Source organism: Kribbella sp. NBC_00359 (genome assembly GCF_036097425.1).
GTDB lineage: Bacteria > Actinomycetota > Actinomycetes > Propionibacteriales > Kribbellaceae > Kribbella.
Genome location: NZ_CP107975.1, coordinates 4093610 through 4107262, shown reverse-complemented (window position 1 = coordinate 4107262; position 13653 = coordinate 4093610). Strand labels below are relative to the sequence as shown.

At 69.5% G+C, this 13653-nt stretch carries 16 protein-coding genes; 6 read left to right on the top strand and 10 right to left on the bottom strand.

Translation table 11 applies throughout. The features are described from left to right. Positions 1–21 precede the first annotated feature (21 nt). From OG876_RS20165 to OG876_RS20155, 3 genes are read left to right on the top strand one after another with little or no spacing between them, the layout of a single operon-like run. Positions 22–780 (top strand): hemerythrin domain-containing protein, encoded by a 759-nt coding sequence (locus tag OG876_RS20165; protein ID WP_328526431.1) that lies wholly within the window; start codon positions 22–24, stop codon positions 778–780. Further along, on the top strand, positions 777–1223 hold the full coding sequence (locus OG876_RS20160) for a nuclear transport factor 2 family protein (RefSeq protein ID WP_328526430.1): 447 nt from the start codon (positions 777–779) through the stop codon (positions 1221–1223). The genes OG876_RS20165 and OG876_RS20160 overlap by 4 nt, the downstream gene beginning before the upstream one ends. Positions 1224–1261: 38 nt before the next feature. Continuing rightward, positions 1262–2083, top strand: a complete 822-nt coding sequence (locus tag OG876_RS20155; protein WP_328526429.1) for an alpha/beta fold hydrolase — start codon at positions 1262–1264, stop codon at positions 2081–2083. On the opposite strand, the gene OG876_RS20150 is transcribed toward OG876_RS20155, so the two are convergent. Further along, positions 2039–2398 carry a winged helix-turn-helix transcriptional regulator gene (locus OG876_RS20150; protein WP_328526428.1) on the bottom strand — a complete coding sequence of 120 codons (360 nt, stop codon included), beginning with the start codon at positions 2396–2398 and terminating at the stop codon, positions 2039–2041. The two genes, OG876_RS20155 and OG876_RS20150, sit on opposite strands and share 45 nt — an antisense overlap. 71 nt (positions 2399–2469) lie before the next feature. On the opposite strand from OG876_RS20150, the gene OG876_RS20145 reads away from it, so the two are divergent. Continuing rightward, a complete protein-coding gene (locus OG876_RS20145) occupies positions 2470–3414 on the top strand; it encodes an NADP-dependent oxidoreductase (RefSeq protein ID WP_328526427.1) in 945 nt (314 codons plus the stop codon). A gap of 220 nt (positions 3415–3634) precedes the next feature. Continuing rightward, positions 3635–4261: a superoxide dismutase gene (locus OG876_RS20140; RefSeq protein WP_328526426.1), complete on the top strand. Its 627-nt coding sequence runs from the start codon at positions 3635–3637 to the stop codon at positions 4259–4261. A 54-nt stretch (positions 4262–4315) separates the two neighbouring features. Here the strand turns inward: OG876_RS20140 and OG876_RS20135 are convergent, their stop codons facing one another. The 7 genes from OG876_RS20135 to OG876_RS20105 all read right to left on the bottom strand — a co-directional run bounded on the left by OG876_RS20135 (position 4316) and on the right by OG876_RS20105 (position 10667). After that, positions 4316–5104, bottom strand: a complete 789-nt coding sequence (locus OG876_RS20135) for an alpha/beta fold hydrolase (protein ID WP_328526425.1) — start codon at positions 5102–5104, stop codon at positions 4316–4318. Beyond that, positions 5101–5874, bottom strand: a complete 774-nt coding sequence (locus OG876_RS20130) for an alpha/beta fold hydrolase (RefSeq protein WP_328526424.1) — start codon at positions 5872–5874, stop codon at positions 5101–5103. The genes OG876_RS20135 and OG876_RS20130 overlap by 4 nt, the downstream gene beginning before the upstream one ends. Positions 5875–6147: 273 nt before the next feature. Next, positions 6148–7404, bottom strand: coding sequence for an RNA polymerase sigma factor (locus OG876_RS20125; RefSeq protein ID WP_328526423.1), 1257 nt, complete (start codon positions 7402–7404; stop codon positions 6148–6150). 155 nt (positions 7405–7559) lie between these two features. Then, on the bottom strand, positions 7560–7934 hold the full coding sequence (locus tag OG876_RS20120) for a YciI family protein (protein WP_328526422.1): 375 nt from the start codon (positions 7932–7934) through the stop codon (positions 7560–7562). Positions 7935–8018: 84 nt separating this feature from the next. Continuing rightward, complete coding sequence (locus OG876_RS20115) at positions 8019–8375, bottom strand: YciI family protein (RefSeq protein ID WP_328526421.1); 357 nt, start codon at positions 8373–8375, stop codon at positions 8019–8021. An 18-nt stretch (positions 8376–8393) separates the two neighbouring features. Further along, entirely contained in the window at positions 8394–9905 is a 1512-nt protein-coding gene (locus OG876_RS20110; RefSeq protein WP_328526420.1) for an LCP family protein, read from the bottom strand. An 87-nt stretch (positions 9906–9992) separates the two neighbouring features. Then, a complete protein-coding gene (locus tag OG876_RS20105) occupies positions 9993–10667 on the bottom strand; it encodes an SDR family NAD(P)-dependent oxidoreductase (protein WP_328526419.1) in 675 nt (224 codons plus the stop codon). A 136-nt stretch (positions 10668–10803) separates the two neighbouring features. Here OG876_RS20105 and OG876_RS20100 point away from each other — a divergent pair, with 136 nt between their 5' ends. Beyond that, positions 10804–11751 carry an NAD-dependent epimerase/dehydratase family protein gene (locus OG876_RS20100; RefSeq protein ID WP_328526418.1) on the top strand — a complete coding sequence of 316 codons (948 nt, stop codon included), beginning with the start codon at positions 10804–10806 and terminating at the stop codon, positions 11749–11751. 48 nt (positions 11752–11799) lie between these two features. On the opposite strand, the gene OG876_RS20095 is transcribed toward OG876_RS20100, so the two are convergent. After that, positions 11800–12675, bottom strand: a complete 876-nt coding sequence (locus OG876_RS20095; protein ID WP_328526417.1) for a hypothetical protein — start codon at positions 12673–12675, stop codon at positions 11800–11802. 26 nt (positions 12676–12701) lie between these two features. Further along, positions 12702–13634 carry a GntR family transcriptional regulator gene (locus OG876_RS20090; protein WP_328526416.1) on the bottom strand — a complete coding sequence of 311 codons (933 nt, stop codon included), beginning with the start codon at positions 13632–13634 and terminating at the stop codon, positions 12702–12704. Positions 13635–13653 lie beyond the last annotated feature (19 nt).

Genomic DNA, 13653 nt, shown 5'->3' with positions numbered 1-13653 from the left:
ACACAGCGAAGGGGGAGGACGATGACAAGCCAGACCGCGGATGGACGGCAGCTGCACGGACCAGGGCTCACCGATGTCCGGATGATGAAGGTGGTGCACGACAACTTCCGTCGTGAGCTCGGGCTTAGCCCGGAGGCGGTACGCAGGACGGCTGGCGGCGACCAGCGTCGTACCCGTGAGGTGGCGGATCACGTCGGGCTCTTCCTCGCGCTGCTGCACCATCACCACACGATCGAGGACGACCTGCTCTGGGCTGCCCTGCTCGAACGGGTCCCGCAGGAGCTCGCACCGCTGGTGCATGTGATGGAGAGCCAGCACGAGACAGTGGCCGGCCTGCTCGAGCAGTCGAACGCGACGCTCGACACCTGGCGATCGACCGCCGCCACGAGCGATGGCGAGGCGTTGGCGCGGGTTCTCACCGAGTTGTGCTCGGCACTGTTCGAACATCTGCAGGCCGAGGAGACGCATCTGCTTCCGCTGATGGCCAGGCACATCACGACCGCCGAGTGGGCGGAGTTCACCGTGCAAGGGATGTCGTCGATTCCACGCCGCAAGATGTCCCTGGGCTTCGGAATGATGCTCTACGAAGGCGACCCCGAGGTCCTCGGGCTCGAGCTCGCGAACCTTCCCGCGCCAGTCCGGCGGCTGCTGCCGATCATCGGCCGGCGCTCCTTCCGCCGCTATGCCCGCCGTATCCACGGCACCAGTACGCCGAGGCGCAGCACCGACCTCGTCATCCCTGCTGCCAACCACGTCACAGACCAAGGAGTTTCGTCATGAGTTCAGCGACCACCATCGACATCACCGACGCCCGAGTGCGAAACGAGGAGCTCTGGCAACGTTCCGCCGGGTACCTGTTCGGCGGCGACATCGACAGCTTCATCGAGTGCTGGCAGCCGGACGGCAGCTACGAAGCCGCCCTGCCCGTCGCCGGACTGCCCGCGGTCATCACCGGCACCGAAGCTCTGCACGCGGCCTTCACCGGACTGATCTCAGCCGCCCGCAGCATCACGATCCACGACCTGGTCTTCCACCAGACGGACGACCCGGACGTGGCGATCATCGAGGAGCGAATGGTGGCCGAGCTCGTCACCGGTGACCACTACGAGAACAGGTTCGCGATCAGGGCGACGTTCCGGGACGGCCGGATCGCCGGAATGGTCGAGTACTACGGCCAGTTCGCGCACCAGGACCTGCTCCGCAAGCTCGGACTGTCGGATTGACCCTGTCCATCGGGGCAAGTGCCGTTCGTGGAGTAAGCATGAACAAGACACTGGTGGTTCCCGAGGCGGAGTTGTACTACGAAGTATGTGGAAGCGGACCCTTGGTGGTCCTGGTCGGTGCGCCGATGGATGCGGACGCGTTCGCACCCCTGGCCGAACTGCTGGCCGGCGACTACACGGTCCTGACGACGGATCCGCGCGGCGTGAAGCGCAGTCGGCTTCACGTCGGCGGTACGTCGACACCCGAGCAGCGCGCCGACGACCTGGCCCGGTTGATCCGGCACGTCGATGCCGGTCCCGCGACGGTGCTCGGTTCGAGTGGCGGCGCGGTCAGCGTGCTGGCTTTGGCCCAGGCTCACCCCGACCTCGTGAGTACGGTGATCGCACACGAGCCGCCGCTGGATCGGCTGGTCCCGGACGGCGACGAACTGCTCGCCAGGTCCGAGCAGATGATGGCCGACTACCTGGCCGGGGATGTGATCGGTGCCTGGAGGCAGTTCTTCGCGCTCGCGAACATCCAGGTCCCCGACGGCATGATCGAGGCGATGTTCGGTGGCGAGCGGGACCCGCAACAGGTCGCGGACGAGCGGTTCTGGTTCTCGCACGAACTGCGCGAGTCGGTCAGCTGGCTGCCGGACGTGAGCACATTGCGCGGCAACGACGTACGGATCGTCGTCGGCATCGGGGAGGAGTCGACCGGTCAGCTCTGTGACCGCACCTCGACCGCCCTGGCCGAACGCCTCGGCATCACGCCGACGCGGTTCCCCGGTGACCACATCGGCTTCGTCGGCGTACCGGAGGAGTTCGCGAAGGCGCTACGCGGTGAGCTGGTCCAGGTGGGTCTCGACCCACGTGCGTAAGGCGGCGAGCGGATTGGACACGCTGTGGCCGAGGTCGGTCAGTGAGTACTCCACGTGCAGCGGCACGGCGGGGTAGATCTCCCGATGCAGGAAGCCGTTGTCCTCGAGGCGGCGCAGGGTCTGGGTCAGCACCTTCGGGCTGATGCCCTGCAGTCGTCGCTGCAGCTCACCGAACCGCAGTGGGCCGTCCTCCAGCGCACCGATCGCGAGGGCGGCCCACTTGTTCGCGAGCAGATCAAGGATCTCCCGGCACGGACACTGCGCGGCGTACACGTCGTGCTTGTCGTGCATCCCGGTCGCACAGGTGGTCGACATACCCTCGTACTTCCCTTTAGATAGTAGTGGTCCTTGCGGGATACTACCGTCCCAGAGATAGCTTGCGGGCCATGAGAGCCATCAGTCAAGACACCTTCGGCGGCCCAGAGGTCCTGCACCTCATCGAGACCGACCGCCCCACGCCGCTCCCCACCGAGGTGCTGGTCCGCGTCCACGCGGCCGGCGTGAACCCGGTCGATGCCAAGACCCGTGCGGGTCAGGGCGTCGCCGGCCTCCTCGGAGACCCGCCGTTCATCCTCGGCTGGGACGTGTCGGGTGTCGTCGAGGAGATCGGCCACGGCGTCCACACCCTCGCGGTCGGCGACGAGGTATACGGGATGCCATGGTTCCCCCGGGCGGCTTCGGCGTACGCGGAGTACGTGACCGCGCCGTCGCGGCACTTCGCCCGTAAGCCGGCCAACCTCAGCCACACCGATGCGGCCGCGGTCCCGCTGGCCGGACTCACGGCGTACCAGATCCTGACCGCGCTCGCCGGCGTAGAGAAGGGTCAGCGGGTGCTGATCCACGCGGCCGCGGGTGGGGTCGGGCACCTGGCCGTGCAGTTCGCCAAGGAGCTCGGCGCGTACGTCGTCGGTACGGCGAGCGCCGGTAAGCACGAGTGGCTGCGGGGCCTCGGTGCGGACGAGGTGATCGACTACCACTCGGCCGATGTGGCCGAGGCAACCGGGGACATCGACGTCGCGGTCGACCTGGTCGGCAGCGAGACCACGCTGGCCCAGTCCGTGGCCGTGACCAGGCCGGGTGGCCTGGTGGTCGCCGTACCGTCCGGGACCTCGCCGGAGCTGCTCGCGCGCGCTGCGGAGACCGGTGTCCGGGTGAAGTCGTACCTGGTCGAACCCGACGGTCACGCACTCGCCGAGATCGCGGCGCTGATCGAGTGCGGAGCGGTCCGGGCCGAGGTCGAAGAGGTGTTCCCGCTGGCGGATGCGGCCGCGGCGCACCGGCGGCTGGAGGACGGCCGGACCCGCGGGAAGCTGGTGCTCGCGGTCAGGTGAGACGCCCCCGTGGGTTCCGCGGAGCAGTATGTGAAGCTGGGAGTGTTCGGTGCGTGCGCCGTGTGAACGGCGGTCGCATCGGGCACCGGTCGGAGGTGCTGCCTGGCCCGTCCCCCAGCGTGGCGCCTTGACCTCAACCGTGGTTGAAGTTTCAAGCTGGTGCCGCTGAGACAGGACATCGCAGATATCGGCCCCCGCGGGCCCCGACGAAGGAGCAGAGTTGACCACGTACACGCTTCCCGACCTCCCCTACGACTACGGCGCACTGGCGCCGAGCATCGCCGGCGAGATCATGGAGCTGCATCACGACAAGCACCACGCCACCTACGTGAAGGGTCTGAACGACACCCTGGACAAGCTGGCCGAGGCCCGCGAGAAGGGTGACTTCGGCTCGATCGTCGGGCTGGAGAAGACGCTGGCCTTCAACCTCGGCGGGCACGTCAACCACTCGATCTTCTGGAAGAACCTGTCTCCGGACGGTGGCGACAAGCCGGACGGCGAGCTGGGCGCGGCGCTCGACGAGTCCTTCGGCTCGTTCGACGCCTTCCAGGCCAACTTCACCGCCAGCGCCACCACGATCCAGGGCTCCGGCTGGGCGATCCTCGGCTGGGACGCGCTGGGCGGCAACCTGCTGATCCACCAGCTGTACGACCAGCAGGGCAACCTGCCGGCCGGGCAGATCCCGATCGTGATGCTGGACATGTGGGAGCACGCCTTCTACCTGCAGTACAAGAACGTGAAGCCGGACTACGTGAAGGCCTGGTGGAACGTGGTGAACTGGGCCGACGCGCAGGCCCGCTTCGACGCCGCGCGCGCCGGCGCCGGCGCGCTGGTCAGCGGCGCCTGAGCAGCGCCTTTCCGGGGTCCGGCGAGCCATCGGTTCGCCGGACCCCGGCTGGCGTCAGCGGGTGAAGAACCCGGTCAGCACCGGGGCGATCGCGGCCGTCTTGATCAGGTGGGTCTGACCCGGCACCTCGTGGCAGTCCGCCCCCGGTACGGCGTCAGCCACCGCACGCACCGAGGTCTTCATCCAGGCCGGGCTCTTCCCGCCGTAGACCGTCAGTACTGGGTTCTCGATTCCGGCCCACTGCGCCGCGTCCAGCGGCTGGCCGGCCACATTGCCGCCGACGACGCGAGCGTCGTACGGAAGGGTCGGGGCCATCGCCTTCAGGTGCTTCCAGGCCGGCATCAGCCTCATCATCGCGACGAACGGCCCGGGCAGGCCGATCACCTTCGTCATGAAGTACTTCACCGCGTCCGCCGGACCGCGGGACTCGAGGTCCTCGACCCAGGTCGCCGGCACCGGCTTGCGGCTGTCGTCGACGACGAACGGCGGCTCGAAGGCGACCAGCTTCTCGATCGCCACCCCCGCCGCCGCGGCCCGCAGCGCCAGCGCCGCCCCCGACGACGAGCCGTATACGTACGCCGAGCCACCAGCGGCCTCGATCACCGCGGCCAGATCCTCGATCTCGCGATCCACTGCGTAGCTGTCCGCGTCGCCGGACTCACCCCGGCCACGCCGGTCGTAGTTGTAGACCGTGAAGTGGCTTGCCAACTCCTCGGCGAGCTCGGGCATCGGCCCCTGGGCCCGCCCGCACAGCGCGCCGTCGACCAGCACCACGGCCGGCCCGTCACCACGCCGGTCATAGGCGATCGTCGTACCGTCCTTGGAGAACACTGTGCTGGTCATGCGAAGAACTCCTTCAGGAAGGGAGCCAGCGCGGCTGGGTCCACATTGTGCTGCTGATCGGGGACCACGCGGCCGGTGGCGCCCGGGATCACGTCCTGGACGGCCTGGTTGCCGAGCTTCATCCACTCCTCCGACGCGCCGCCGGTGAAGACCCGGGTCGGTACCGTCACCGTTGCCGCCGCGGCCGGGATGGAATAGTCGCCCATCACGGTCGCGTCGTACGCGAGCGTGTGCGCGATCGCCTCCTGGGCCGGCCACCAGGGCGACTCCTTCGCCATCGCGACGAAGTCGGCCGGCAGCCCGACCACCTCGGCCATGAAGTACTCGGCCGCCTTGTCGCGGCGACCCTCGGCGACGAACGCGCGGTAGATCGACGCGGTGTCGGCCGGCGGCCGCTTCCGGGTGCCCTCGAGGATGTACGGCGGCTCCCAGAGCGCGAGCTTGGTCACCGGGCGACCGGCCGCGGTGGCGAGCAAGGCGAGCGCCGCACCGGACGAGGTCCCGTACAGGCAGGCCGGTCCGCCGACCGCCGCGAAGATCGCGTCCAGGTCCTCGAACTCGCGCTCGATCGCGTACTCCGGCGCATCGCCGGAGTCGCCGCGGCCACGGCGGTCGTAGTTGTAGACGGTGTGGTTCTGCGCCAGCAGCGCTGCCAGCGGGGCGTTCGACATCCGGTCCACCGAGCCGCCGCAGACGAGGACCACCGCGGGTCCCTCGCCGAGCCGGTCGTACGCGATGGCGGTGCCGTCCGCCGAGGTGACCTTCTCCATGATGTTCCTCCAGGTTCAGCGGGCCACTCAGCTGGCCTCACCCACGGCGTCGAACGACGCCACCCGGAATCGACACCCCTGTGACCCAGATCACTCCATGATGTTCCACAAGCTGCAGTGGGGCGTGGGTGCCGTCGACGCGGGCACGCGCCCCGGTACGCCCGTGCGGATCGAGTTCAGCTGTGCCGACGGCCTCATCGTTGTCGTCAGCAACAAACTGGCGATGTCACCAATCGCACGCAGGTCGCCGTACTGCTGCACGATGCGGAGTAGCTAGCAGGCGGCGGCGCGTTCGAGCAGGAGGGTGCGTTCGCGTTCGTTGCGGGTGAGGGCGGCAGCCTTCTCGAATTCCTCGCGGGCCTCGGCGAGGCGGCCGAGTTTGAACAGCAGGTCGCCGCGGACGCTCGGGAGCAGGTGGTAGTCCTTCAGGGACGGGTCGTCGGCGAGCGCGTCGACGGCTTCCAGGCCGCGTTGCGGGCCGAACGCCATGGAGATCGCGACCGCCTGGTTGAGCTCGACGACCGGGGACGGCGTGACCTGGGCGAGGATCGCGTACAGGCCGGCGATGCGGGCCCAGTCCGTGTCCTCGGGGTCGGCGGCGCGGGCGTGGCAGGCGGCGATCGCGGCCTGGAGGAGGTACGGGCCGGGCGGTTTCTCCAGGGCCCAGGCCTGGTCGAGACCTGCGAGGCCGCGGCGGATCAGCAGCCGATCCCAGCGGCGACGGTCCTGGTCGAGCAGGAGGACCGGCTCACCCTCGGGACCGATCCGCGCGTTGGCACGCGACGCCTGCAGCTCCATCAGCGCGAGCAGACCGTGGACCTCGGGCTCGTCCGGCATCAGCTCGGCCAGCAGCCGGCCGAGGCGCATCGCCTCGTTGCACAGCGCCGGGCGCATCCAGTCGTCACCGGCGGTCGCGGAGTAGCCCTCGTTGTAGATCAAGTAGACGACCTCGAGCACCGCGGAAAGCCGCTCAAGCAGGTCGTCGCCGGCCGGCACCTCGAACTGGACGTTGGCCTTGGCGAGGTTGCGCTTGGCCCGGACGATCCGCTGGGCGATCGTCGGCTCCGGGGCCAGGAACGCGCGGGCGATCTCGTCGGTCTTCAGGCCGCCGAGCAACCGCAGCGTCAGCGTGACCCGCGCATCCATCGTGAGCACCGGGTGGCAGGCCGTGAACACCAGCCGGAGCAGGTCGTCCTCGATGTGGTCCTCGAGAATCGCTTCGACGTCGTCCTCGACGCTGTCGCCGTCGATCTCCAGCTCGTGACCCATCTCGGCGAGCTTGCGCTGGTAGGTCTCCTTGCGCCGGATCAGGTCGATCGCGCGCCGCTTGGCGATCGCCATCAGCCAGGCGCCGGGATTGTTCGGTACGCCGGACTCCGGCCACTGCTCGAGCGCCGCCACGAGCGCGTCCTGCGCCAGCTCCTCGGCCAGCCCGACGTCCCGCACGATCCGGGCCACGCCCGCGATGATCCGGGCCGACTCGATCCGCCAGACCGCGTCGACCGCCCCCGCCGCCTCGATAACTGTCACCCGCCGATAGAACAACACCCCAGGTCCAACATCAACCCACCCACCGGCTCCCCCCCGGCCCCCTTTGAGGGGTCGACCTCACGGCGCGTGGGTTGCGGAGGCATATTCCTGGGGGTCAACCCACAAGCTAAGGGGTTGACCCCTCAAAGGGCGACCTAGGCGTAGAGGTCCGAGTTCGGGTCGAAGTCGGCTTCTTCCACGACGCGGCGGACCTCGACCTCGTTGCCGAGGGCTTCGGCCAGCCGGGCGGCCCATTCGACGGCCTCGTCGCGGCTGCGGACCTCGACGACGATCACGCCGCCGATCAGTTCCTTGGTCTCGGCGAACGGGCCGTCGGTGACGGTGCGCTTGCCGTCCTCGACCTTCACCCGGGCGCCGAGCGAACTGCGGTGCACGCCCTCCGCGAACAGCAGTACGCCGGCCTTCGACAGGTCCTCGACGACCTTCCCGACCCCCTCGGCGACCTCCGGCGGCGGGAACCTCCCCGCCTCGCTGTCAGCGTCCGCCTTGTTGATGATCATGTATCGCATCGCACCCGCTCCTCGTCGTGTCGGTCGACCACTTACTCTCACGTCGAGCGACCCATCACCAGATCGACACCCGATCCGCAGCAATCAGTCGGTCGTTGCGTCGGCGATCGACCGGGGCGGCCGGACGCGGGAGAACTGGAGGTTGCCGGCGGGCATCATCCAGGTCATGACCTCGACCGCCAAGCGGCCGGCCCGGACCGCTGGATCGGCTTCGGCATGCTCGCGAGCTGTCGCGGCGTCCACCGACCAGATGGAGAAGCCGCGGTAGCGCTCGTTGTCCTGGTCCACCAGTGGTCCGCGAGCCAGGACCAGCCCACGCTCCTGCATGTCGGCGCCGTGCGCCAGGTGCCTGTCCTGCAACTCGTCCGCCTCGTCGTCCGTCATCGCGGGCGCGTCCGGTCGCAGCGTCAGCAGGATCACGGTGTAGCGGTCGAAACGCATGACGCCGAACCTACGCCCCTAGTTCGGCTGGTCGCCGTTGGGCTGATAGGCGCAGGCGTCGACGAGGTTCTGCGTCGGGCCGGCCGGCGTCGGCGGCGGAGCGACGGGCTTGCGGGTCGACTTCGAGGGCGTCGTCGGCGGCGCGGTCGGTGTAGTAGCCGGCGCCGGGTCGGCTTCGAGCGCCTTCTCGACGGTGTCGCGCAGGGCGCCGTAGTCGGGGTGCAGGTACTTCAGCCGCAGCTTCGACGGGTCGAGGGTGACGTTGGAGACGGTCCCCGACTTCACCTTGAGTGCGAGCTCGACCAGCGCGGGCAAGAGTTCCTGCGGGATGTCGGTGCGCAGCAGGTGCTGACCGGCCTTGGCGATCGCCCGGTACTTCGTCACCAGCGTCTGCGGGTCCGCCGCGTCGACGATGCCTTTGATCGCGCACCGCTGGCGGACCTGCCGCTGGTCGTCGTCGGCGCCGTACCGGCCGCGGGCGAACCACAGCGCGTGCCGGCCGTCCAGATGCTGCCTCGGCCCAGGCTCGAGCCACTCGGCCGGCGGGATGTGCGAGCTACTGATCCCGCCCATCGCGACCCGCTCGTTCACGTTGACGGTGATCCCGCCGATCGCGTCCACCAACTCCGGGAAGCCTTGCAGGTTGACCTGCAGGTAGTAGTCGAGCTTCAGCCCGGTCGCCTCGCCGACCGACTGCTTCAGCACGTCGGCGCCCTCGTTGTCGGACGGTCCGAGGATGCCGGGGTGCGCGTCCGGGATGTTCTGGTACATCGCGGTCAGCATCCACTCCAGCCGGCCGTCGAGGCTGAGCCCCTCCTTGCCGAAGCCCTCCGGGTAGATCCTGTGCAGCGGCGAGTCGCTCGGGAACGGCATGAAGGTGAGGTTGCGCGGCAACGAGATCAGCGCCGTGTTGCCGGTCCTGGTGTCGATGCTCGCCACGATCACCGTGTCGGTCCGGACGCCGACCCGGCTCGGGGCGTCGTCACCGCCGATCAGCAGCAGGTTGAGCCGCGGCCGGTCCTCCCAGGGATCCTTGACGTTGACCACCGTCGGCCGGGTCGCGCTCTTGCTCTCCGCCTGCGCCTGGAACACGTCCAGCACGAGGGTGCGCTGCGCGAGCACGCTCTGTACGCCGAGCGCCGCCGGAGCCGCGATCGCGAAGCACAGCATGCCGACGAACACCGCGCCGATCGCCCGCCCGCCGCGCCCACCCGTTGCCGGACGCAACGACCGGTGCGAGGCGACGATCACCACGATCCAGAGGAACGCCAGCACCCCGATCACGATCGAGGTCATCAGCAGCCGGCTCGGTACGACGGCCGCCGCGAGGACCTGCTCCCGCCGGGTCAGACCGACGTACACGCCCAGGCCGACCAGCCCGAGTGCGAGGGTAAGGACGAACGCGCCGATCCGGCGGCGACCGCCGGCGATCAGTCCGAGCCCGGGCAACAGCGCGCCCAGCAGCGTCAGACTCAGCAGCTTCGGCACCGACCGTGGCCGGTTGGCTGCGGCGCGCGCACTTCTCCCCATGGCTCCCCTGTCGCCGTCCCCAGATCCAGTGTGCGTCAAGTACCCGCACCTGTACCTGCTCAGACGTGTAACAGGGTCAATCGGTTGTCATACGGACAGATGGGCACCCGCGAAACCGTCGACCTCGACGAGGGTCCGGACGACGGTGGCGATGCGCGCCGGCGGGGTCCATCTGGTGGTGTCGGCCTTCGGCCTCTCGGCCCGGTTGGCGGGGGTGTCGATGGTGCCGGGGATGATCGTGTTCACCCGGATGCCGTCGCGTGCGTACTCCGCGTGCAGTGCGTCCGCGAACGCGAGTACGCCGGCCTTCGCGGTGATGTATCCGGCCGCGCCGGAGAAGGGTCGCTGCGCCGCGCCACTCGACGTACAAACGATCGCTCCAGCACCCGCGGCGAGCAGATGCGGCAGCACGCCCTGAGTGATCAGGTACGTCGGGCGCAGGTTGAGCCGGAGTTGGTCCTCGAAGTCCTCGATCGGGGTCTCGTGCACCCGCCCCCCGGAGGCGAAGCCGCCGACCAGGTTGACCAGTGCGGTCAGTGGGGCGGTCTCGTCGGACGTGGCCAGCGCGACGACGTCCGCCGTACCGGCCGGGTCGAAGGGGTCGGCGATCACCGGGTTGAGGGCCGGGTCGGTGCCCAGCCGGGCGAGGGACTCCTCGGTCCGACCGGGGACCACGACGCGCCAGCCGGCCCGGAGGAACTCTGCGGTCACCGCGACCCCGAGCGCACCGGTGCCACCAGCAACAACCACGGTGTTGCTCATCGACGTCCTCGCTTCGCTCCGGGCGCCGATGAGACACGAAGTCGACTGTGCTTGATGATGACCTCGCTCCGCTCGCTCATGGCGGAAGCCTAATCCGCTCGCGCTAGGTCTGGAGCCGGCGCTAGGTTGGTCGGTTGTGCGGATTCTGATGCTGGGTGGGAACGGGTTTGTCGGGCGCGCGGTCGTCGAGGACGCGCTGGCACAAGGCGCGGACGTCGCGTCCTTCAGTCGCGGAAAGAGCGGTACGGCGCTGCCGCTGGAGGTCACGCAGTTGGTCGGTGATCGGGAGACCGGCGACTACGAGGCGCTGCGGACCGGCGAGTGGGACGCGGTCGTCGATCTGAGTGGCTTCCAGACGCAGCAGGTCGACGAGACGATGGAGGTGCTCGGCGATCGGGTCGGACGGTACGTGTTCGTCTCGAGTCACGCGGTGTACGTGCGCGACCTGCCGGCCGGGACCGACGAGACGGCGCCACGGAGGCCGCCGATGCGGGCGGCCGACGTACTCACGAACGAGACCTACGGGCCGTGCAAGGTCGCCTGCGAGGACGACGTGGTGGAGCGCTACGGCGACCGCGCGACGATCGTCCGTCCGGGTCGGGTCACGGGTCCCGGTGACTCGTCGGGCACGGCTCTGTACTGGGTACGACGTGGTGCCCGAGGCGGTCGGGTCGCACTGCCGACGAAGCCCGAGGCACCGCTGCAACTCGTGGACAGCCGCGACGTCGCCCGGCTCGTCGTCCAGTTGATCACGGACGAGCGATCGGGCGCCTACAACGCGATCGGCCCCGACAGCACGATCGCAGAACTCATCGAGACCGCCGCCGACCTCTCCGGCACCACGGTCGACATCGTCCCGATCCCCTTCGAATCCGTCCCGCCCCGGTTCCCGCTCATCGACCCCGAGGCCGAATGGGGTGAACGCCGCCGCAACCCCGCCAAGGCACGAGCCGCCGGCCTGCCGGTCACTCCCCTCCGCCGAACCGTCGCCGACGTCCTCACCTGGGACGAAGCCCGAGGCACACCCGAACTCGGAATCGGCCTGACACCGGAGGAAGAAGCAAGACTTCTCGCCGGCAGCTGATCACCACCGGCCCGTCTCACGCGACCCCGCCCTCCCCTCAGCGCCTGGCTATTCCGGGAGGGCGAGCGTGCGGCCCGCGTCGCGGGCGGCGTTGATGGTTCGGGTGAGGGTTTCCTTGAGGGCGGTGGCTTCGTCGGCGAAGCCTTGGACGATCGAGGTGTCGCCGACCGGCTCGGTGCGGGCCAGGAGTTCGATGTAGCGGTCGCCGTCGCCCAACGCCGCCTCGGCGCGGAGGGCGGCGTCGGCGGAGCGGACCCGGTCGGCGTAGTGGTCGAGCAGATCGACCTTGCGTTTGATCGCGTCCACCGACAGCGCGAGGGCCCGGCGCTGCGGCCCGAGGACAGCCTCCAGCTCGGCGGTCGCCATCCCCCGAGCCACGTCGCGCTGCCGGGCCCGCAGCACGGTCTGCTCCCGCAGCACCTGCGCGATGTCCCAGAGCTGCTCGGGCAGGACCAGCTCGTTCTTCATCTCGTCGAGCAGCCCACGCCGGGTGACTGTTGCCTCGAGCACCGTTTTCACCGCGCGCTGGGCCCGGCCGAGCAGCCGCGCCGCGGGCGCGTCGAAGTCCTCCGGCAGCAGGTACTTCCCGTGCTGCAACCGGACCGCCTTGTGCCCGCGGTCCTCCATCCCCGACTTCACCAGGATCCCGGCGGTCGCGATCGCCGCGATCCCGGCGAGCGCCACCGCCGACCAGGCGGCGACCGCGGCCGGCAGTGTCCCGGCCAGGAAGATCAGCGCCAGGATCCATCCGCCGACACAGACCGTGATCCACACCAGCAGCGTGCCGAACGTGTTCGCGGGAGCAACCGACCACGACGTCTCCCGCTTCGGCCGCGGCGCCGAGGCCGGGACGAACAACTCCGGCCGGCGTTCGTACAACCGCCGTACGCCGACCGGAACGTCAGGCGCGAACACAGGGTCCACAGCCACCTCCTCGAGACCGTCAGTACTCAGCGTAGCGGCGCGAGTCTCACCTCGAGCCCGTCCAGCACCAGTCCGAGACCGAACTCGAACAGCCGGTCCAGGTCGTAGTCGAAGTCGAAGCCGTCCGCGAGCAGCTCACGGAACCCGATCAGGTTCCCCGTGGCGACCAGCGCCGCCATCTGGCCACTCTGCCGGTCGACCCATTCGTCAGCGGTCAGCCCGGTGTCCTGCTCGGCGTACGCCTCGGTCTCCATCGCCAGCGCCACCCCACGGACGAACGCGAACACGGAGATCGCGGCGTACAGCGCGTCGCTCTTGTCGACCCCACGGAGCGCGCGCAGGACGGCATCGGTGTGCGGCAACAGGTTCGGCAGCAGTTGCGGGCGGCCGAGGCTGACCGCGCTCGCCAGCCAGAGATGCCGCCGGTACGCCGCCCATTGAGACCGGGCCACGGCGGCGACCCCGTCCCGCCAACCGTCCGGTGCCTCGGTCAAGGGGAACTCGCCCATCGCGGTGTCGACCATCTGCAGCACCAGCGCGTCCTTGCCGCCGACATACCGGTACAGCGCCATCGTCGACACCCCGAGCTCGGCCGCGATCCGGCGCATCGACAACGCGCCCAGCCCCTCGGCGTCCGCGATCGCGATCCCCATCCGCACCACTTCGTCGCGATGGAGGTCCAGGCCGCCATCCGCCGGTACGGCGCGACGAGCGCCGGCCGGCCGGGATCGCGCGGCCGAACGTGGCGGCGGACCGACGACCGTCCCGACGCCTGGACTCGCATGCACCAGCCGCTCCTGCTGCAGCGCCTGCAACGCCTTCGTCGCGGTCGCCATCGCGACCCCGAAGTCGCGCACCAGCGCCCGCGTCGACGGCACCCGGTCCCCCGGCTTCAGCTCGCCCGCCTCGATCCGCCGCCGGAGCTCCGCAGCGATCACCTGGTACGGCGCCGCACCCATCAACCCTCCCGAACTAGTA

Bases quoted from the DNA above. Each gene is read 5' to 3' on its own strand.
- OG876_RS20130 (WP_328526424.1), bottom strand. From the start codon at position 5,874: ATGGAGAAGGTCACCTCGGCGGACGGCACCGCCATCGCGTACGACCGG.
- OG876_RS20155 (WP_328526429.1), top strand. From the start codon at position 1,262: ATGAACAAGACACTGGTGGTTCCCGAGGCGGAGTTGTACTACGAAGTA.
- OG876_RS20120 (WP_328526422.1), bottom strand. From the start codon at position 7,934: ATGCGATACATGATCATCAACAAGGCGGACGCTGACAGCGAGGCGGGG.
- OG876_RS20115 (WP_328526421.1), bottom strand. From the start codon at position 8,375: ATGCGTTTCGACCGCTACACCGTGATCCTGCTGACGCTGCGACCGGAC.
- OG876_RS20105 (WP_328526419.1), bottom strand. From the start codon at position 10,667: ATGAGCAACACCGTGGTTGTTGCTGGTGGCACCGGTGCGCTCGGGGTC.
- OG876_RS20110 (WP_328526420.1), bottom strand. From the start codon at position 9,905: ATGGGGAGAAGTGCGCGCGCCGCAGCCAACCGGCCACGGTCGGTGCCG.
- OG876_RS20145 (WP_328526427.1), top strand. From the start codon at position 2,470: ATGAGAGCCATCAGTCAAGACACCTTCGGCGGCCCAGAGGTCCTGCAC.
- OG876_RS20160 (WP_328526430.1), top strand. From the start codon at position 777: ATGAGTTCAGCGACCACCATCGACATCACCGACGCCCGAGTGCGAAAC.
- OG876_RS20090 (WP_328526416.1), bottom strand. From the start codon at position 13,634: ATGGGTGCGGCGCCGTACCAGGTGATCGCTGCGGAGCTCCGGCGGCGG.
- OG876_RS20135 (WP_328526425.1), bottom strand. From the start codon at position 5,104: ATGACCAGCACAGTGTTCTCCAAGGACGGTACGACGATCGCCTATGAC.
- OG876_RS20165 (WP_328526431.1), top strand. From the start codon at position 22: ATGACAAGCCAGACCGCGGATGGACGGCAGCTGCACGGACCAGGGCTC.
- OG876_RS20150 (WP_328526428.1), bottom strand. From the start codon at position 2,398: ATGTCGACCACCTGTGCGACCGGGATGCACGACAAGCACGACGTGTAC.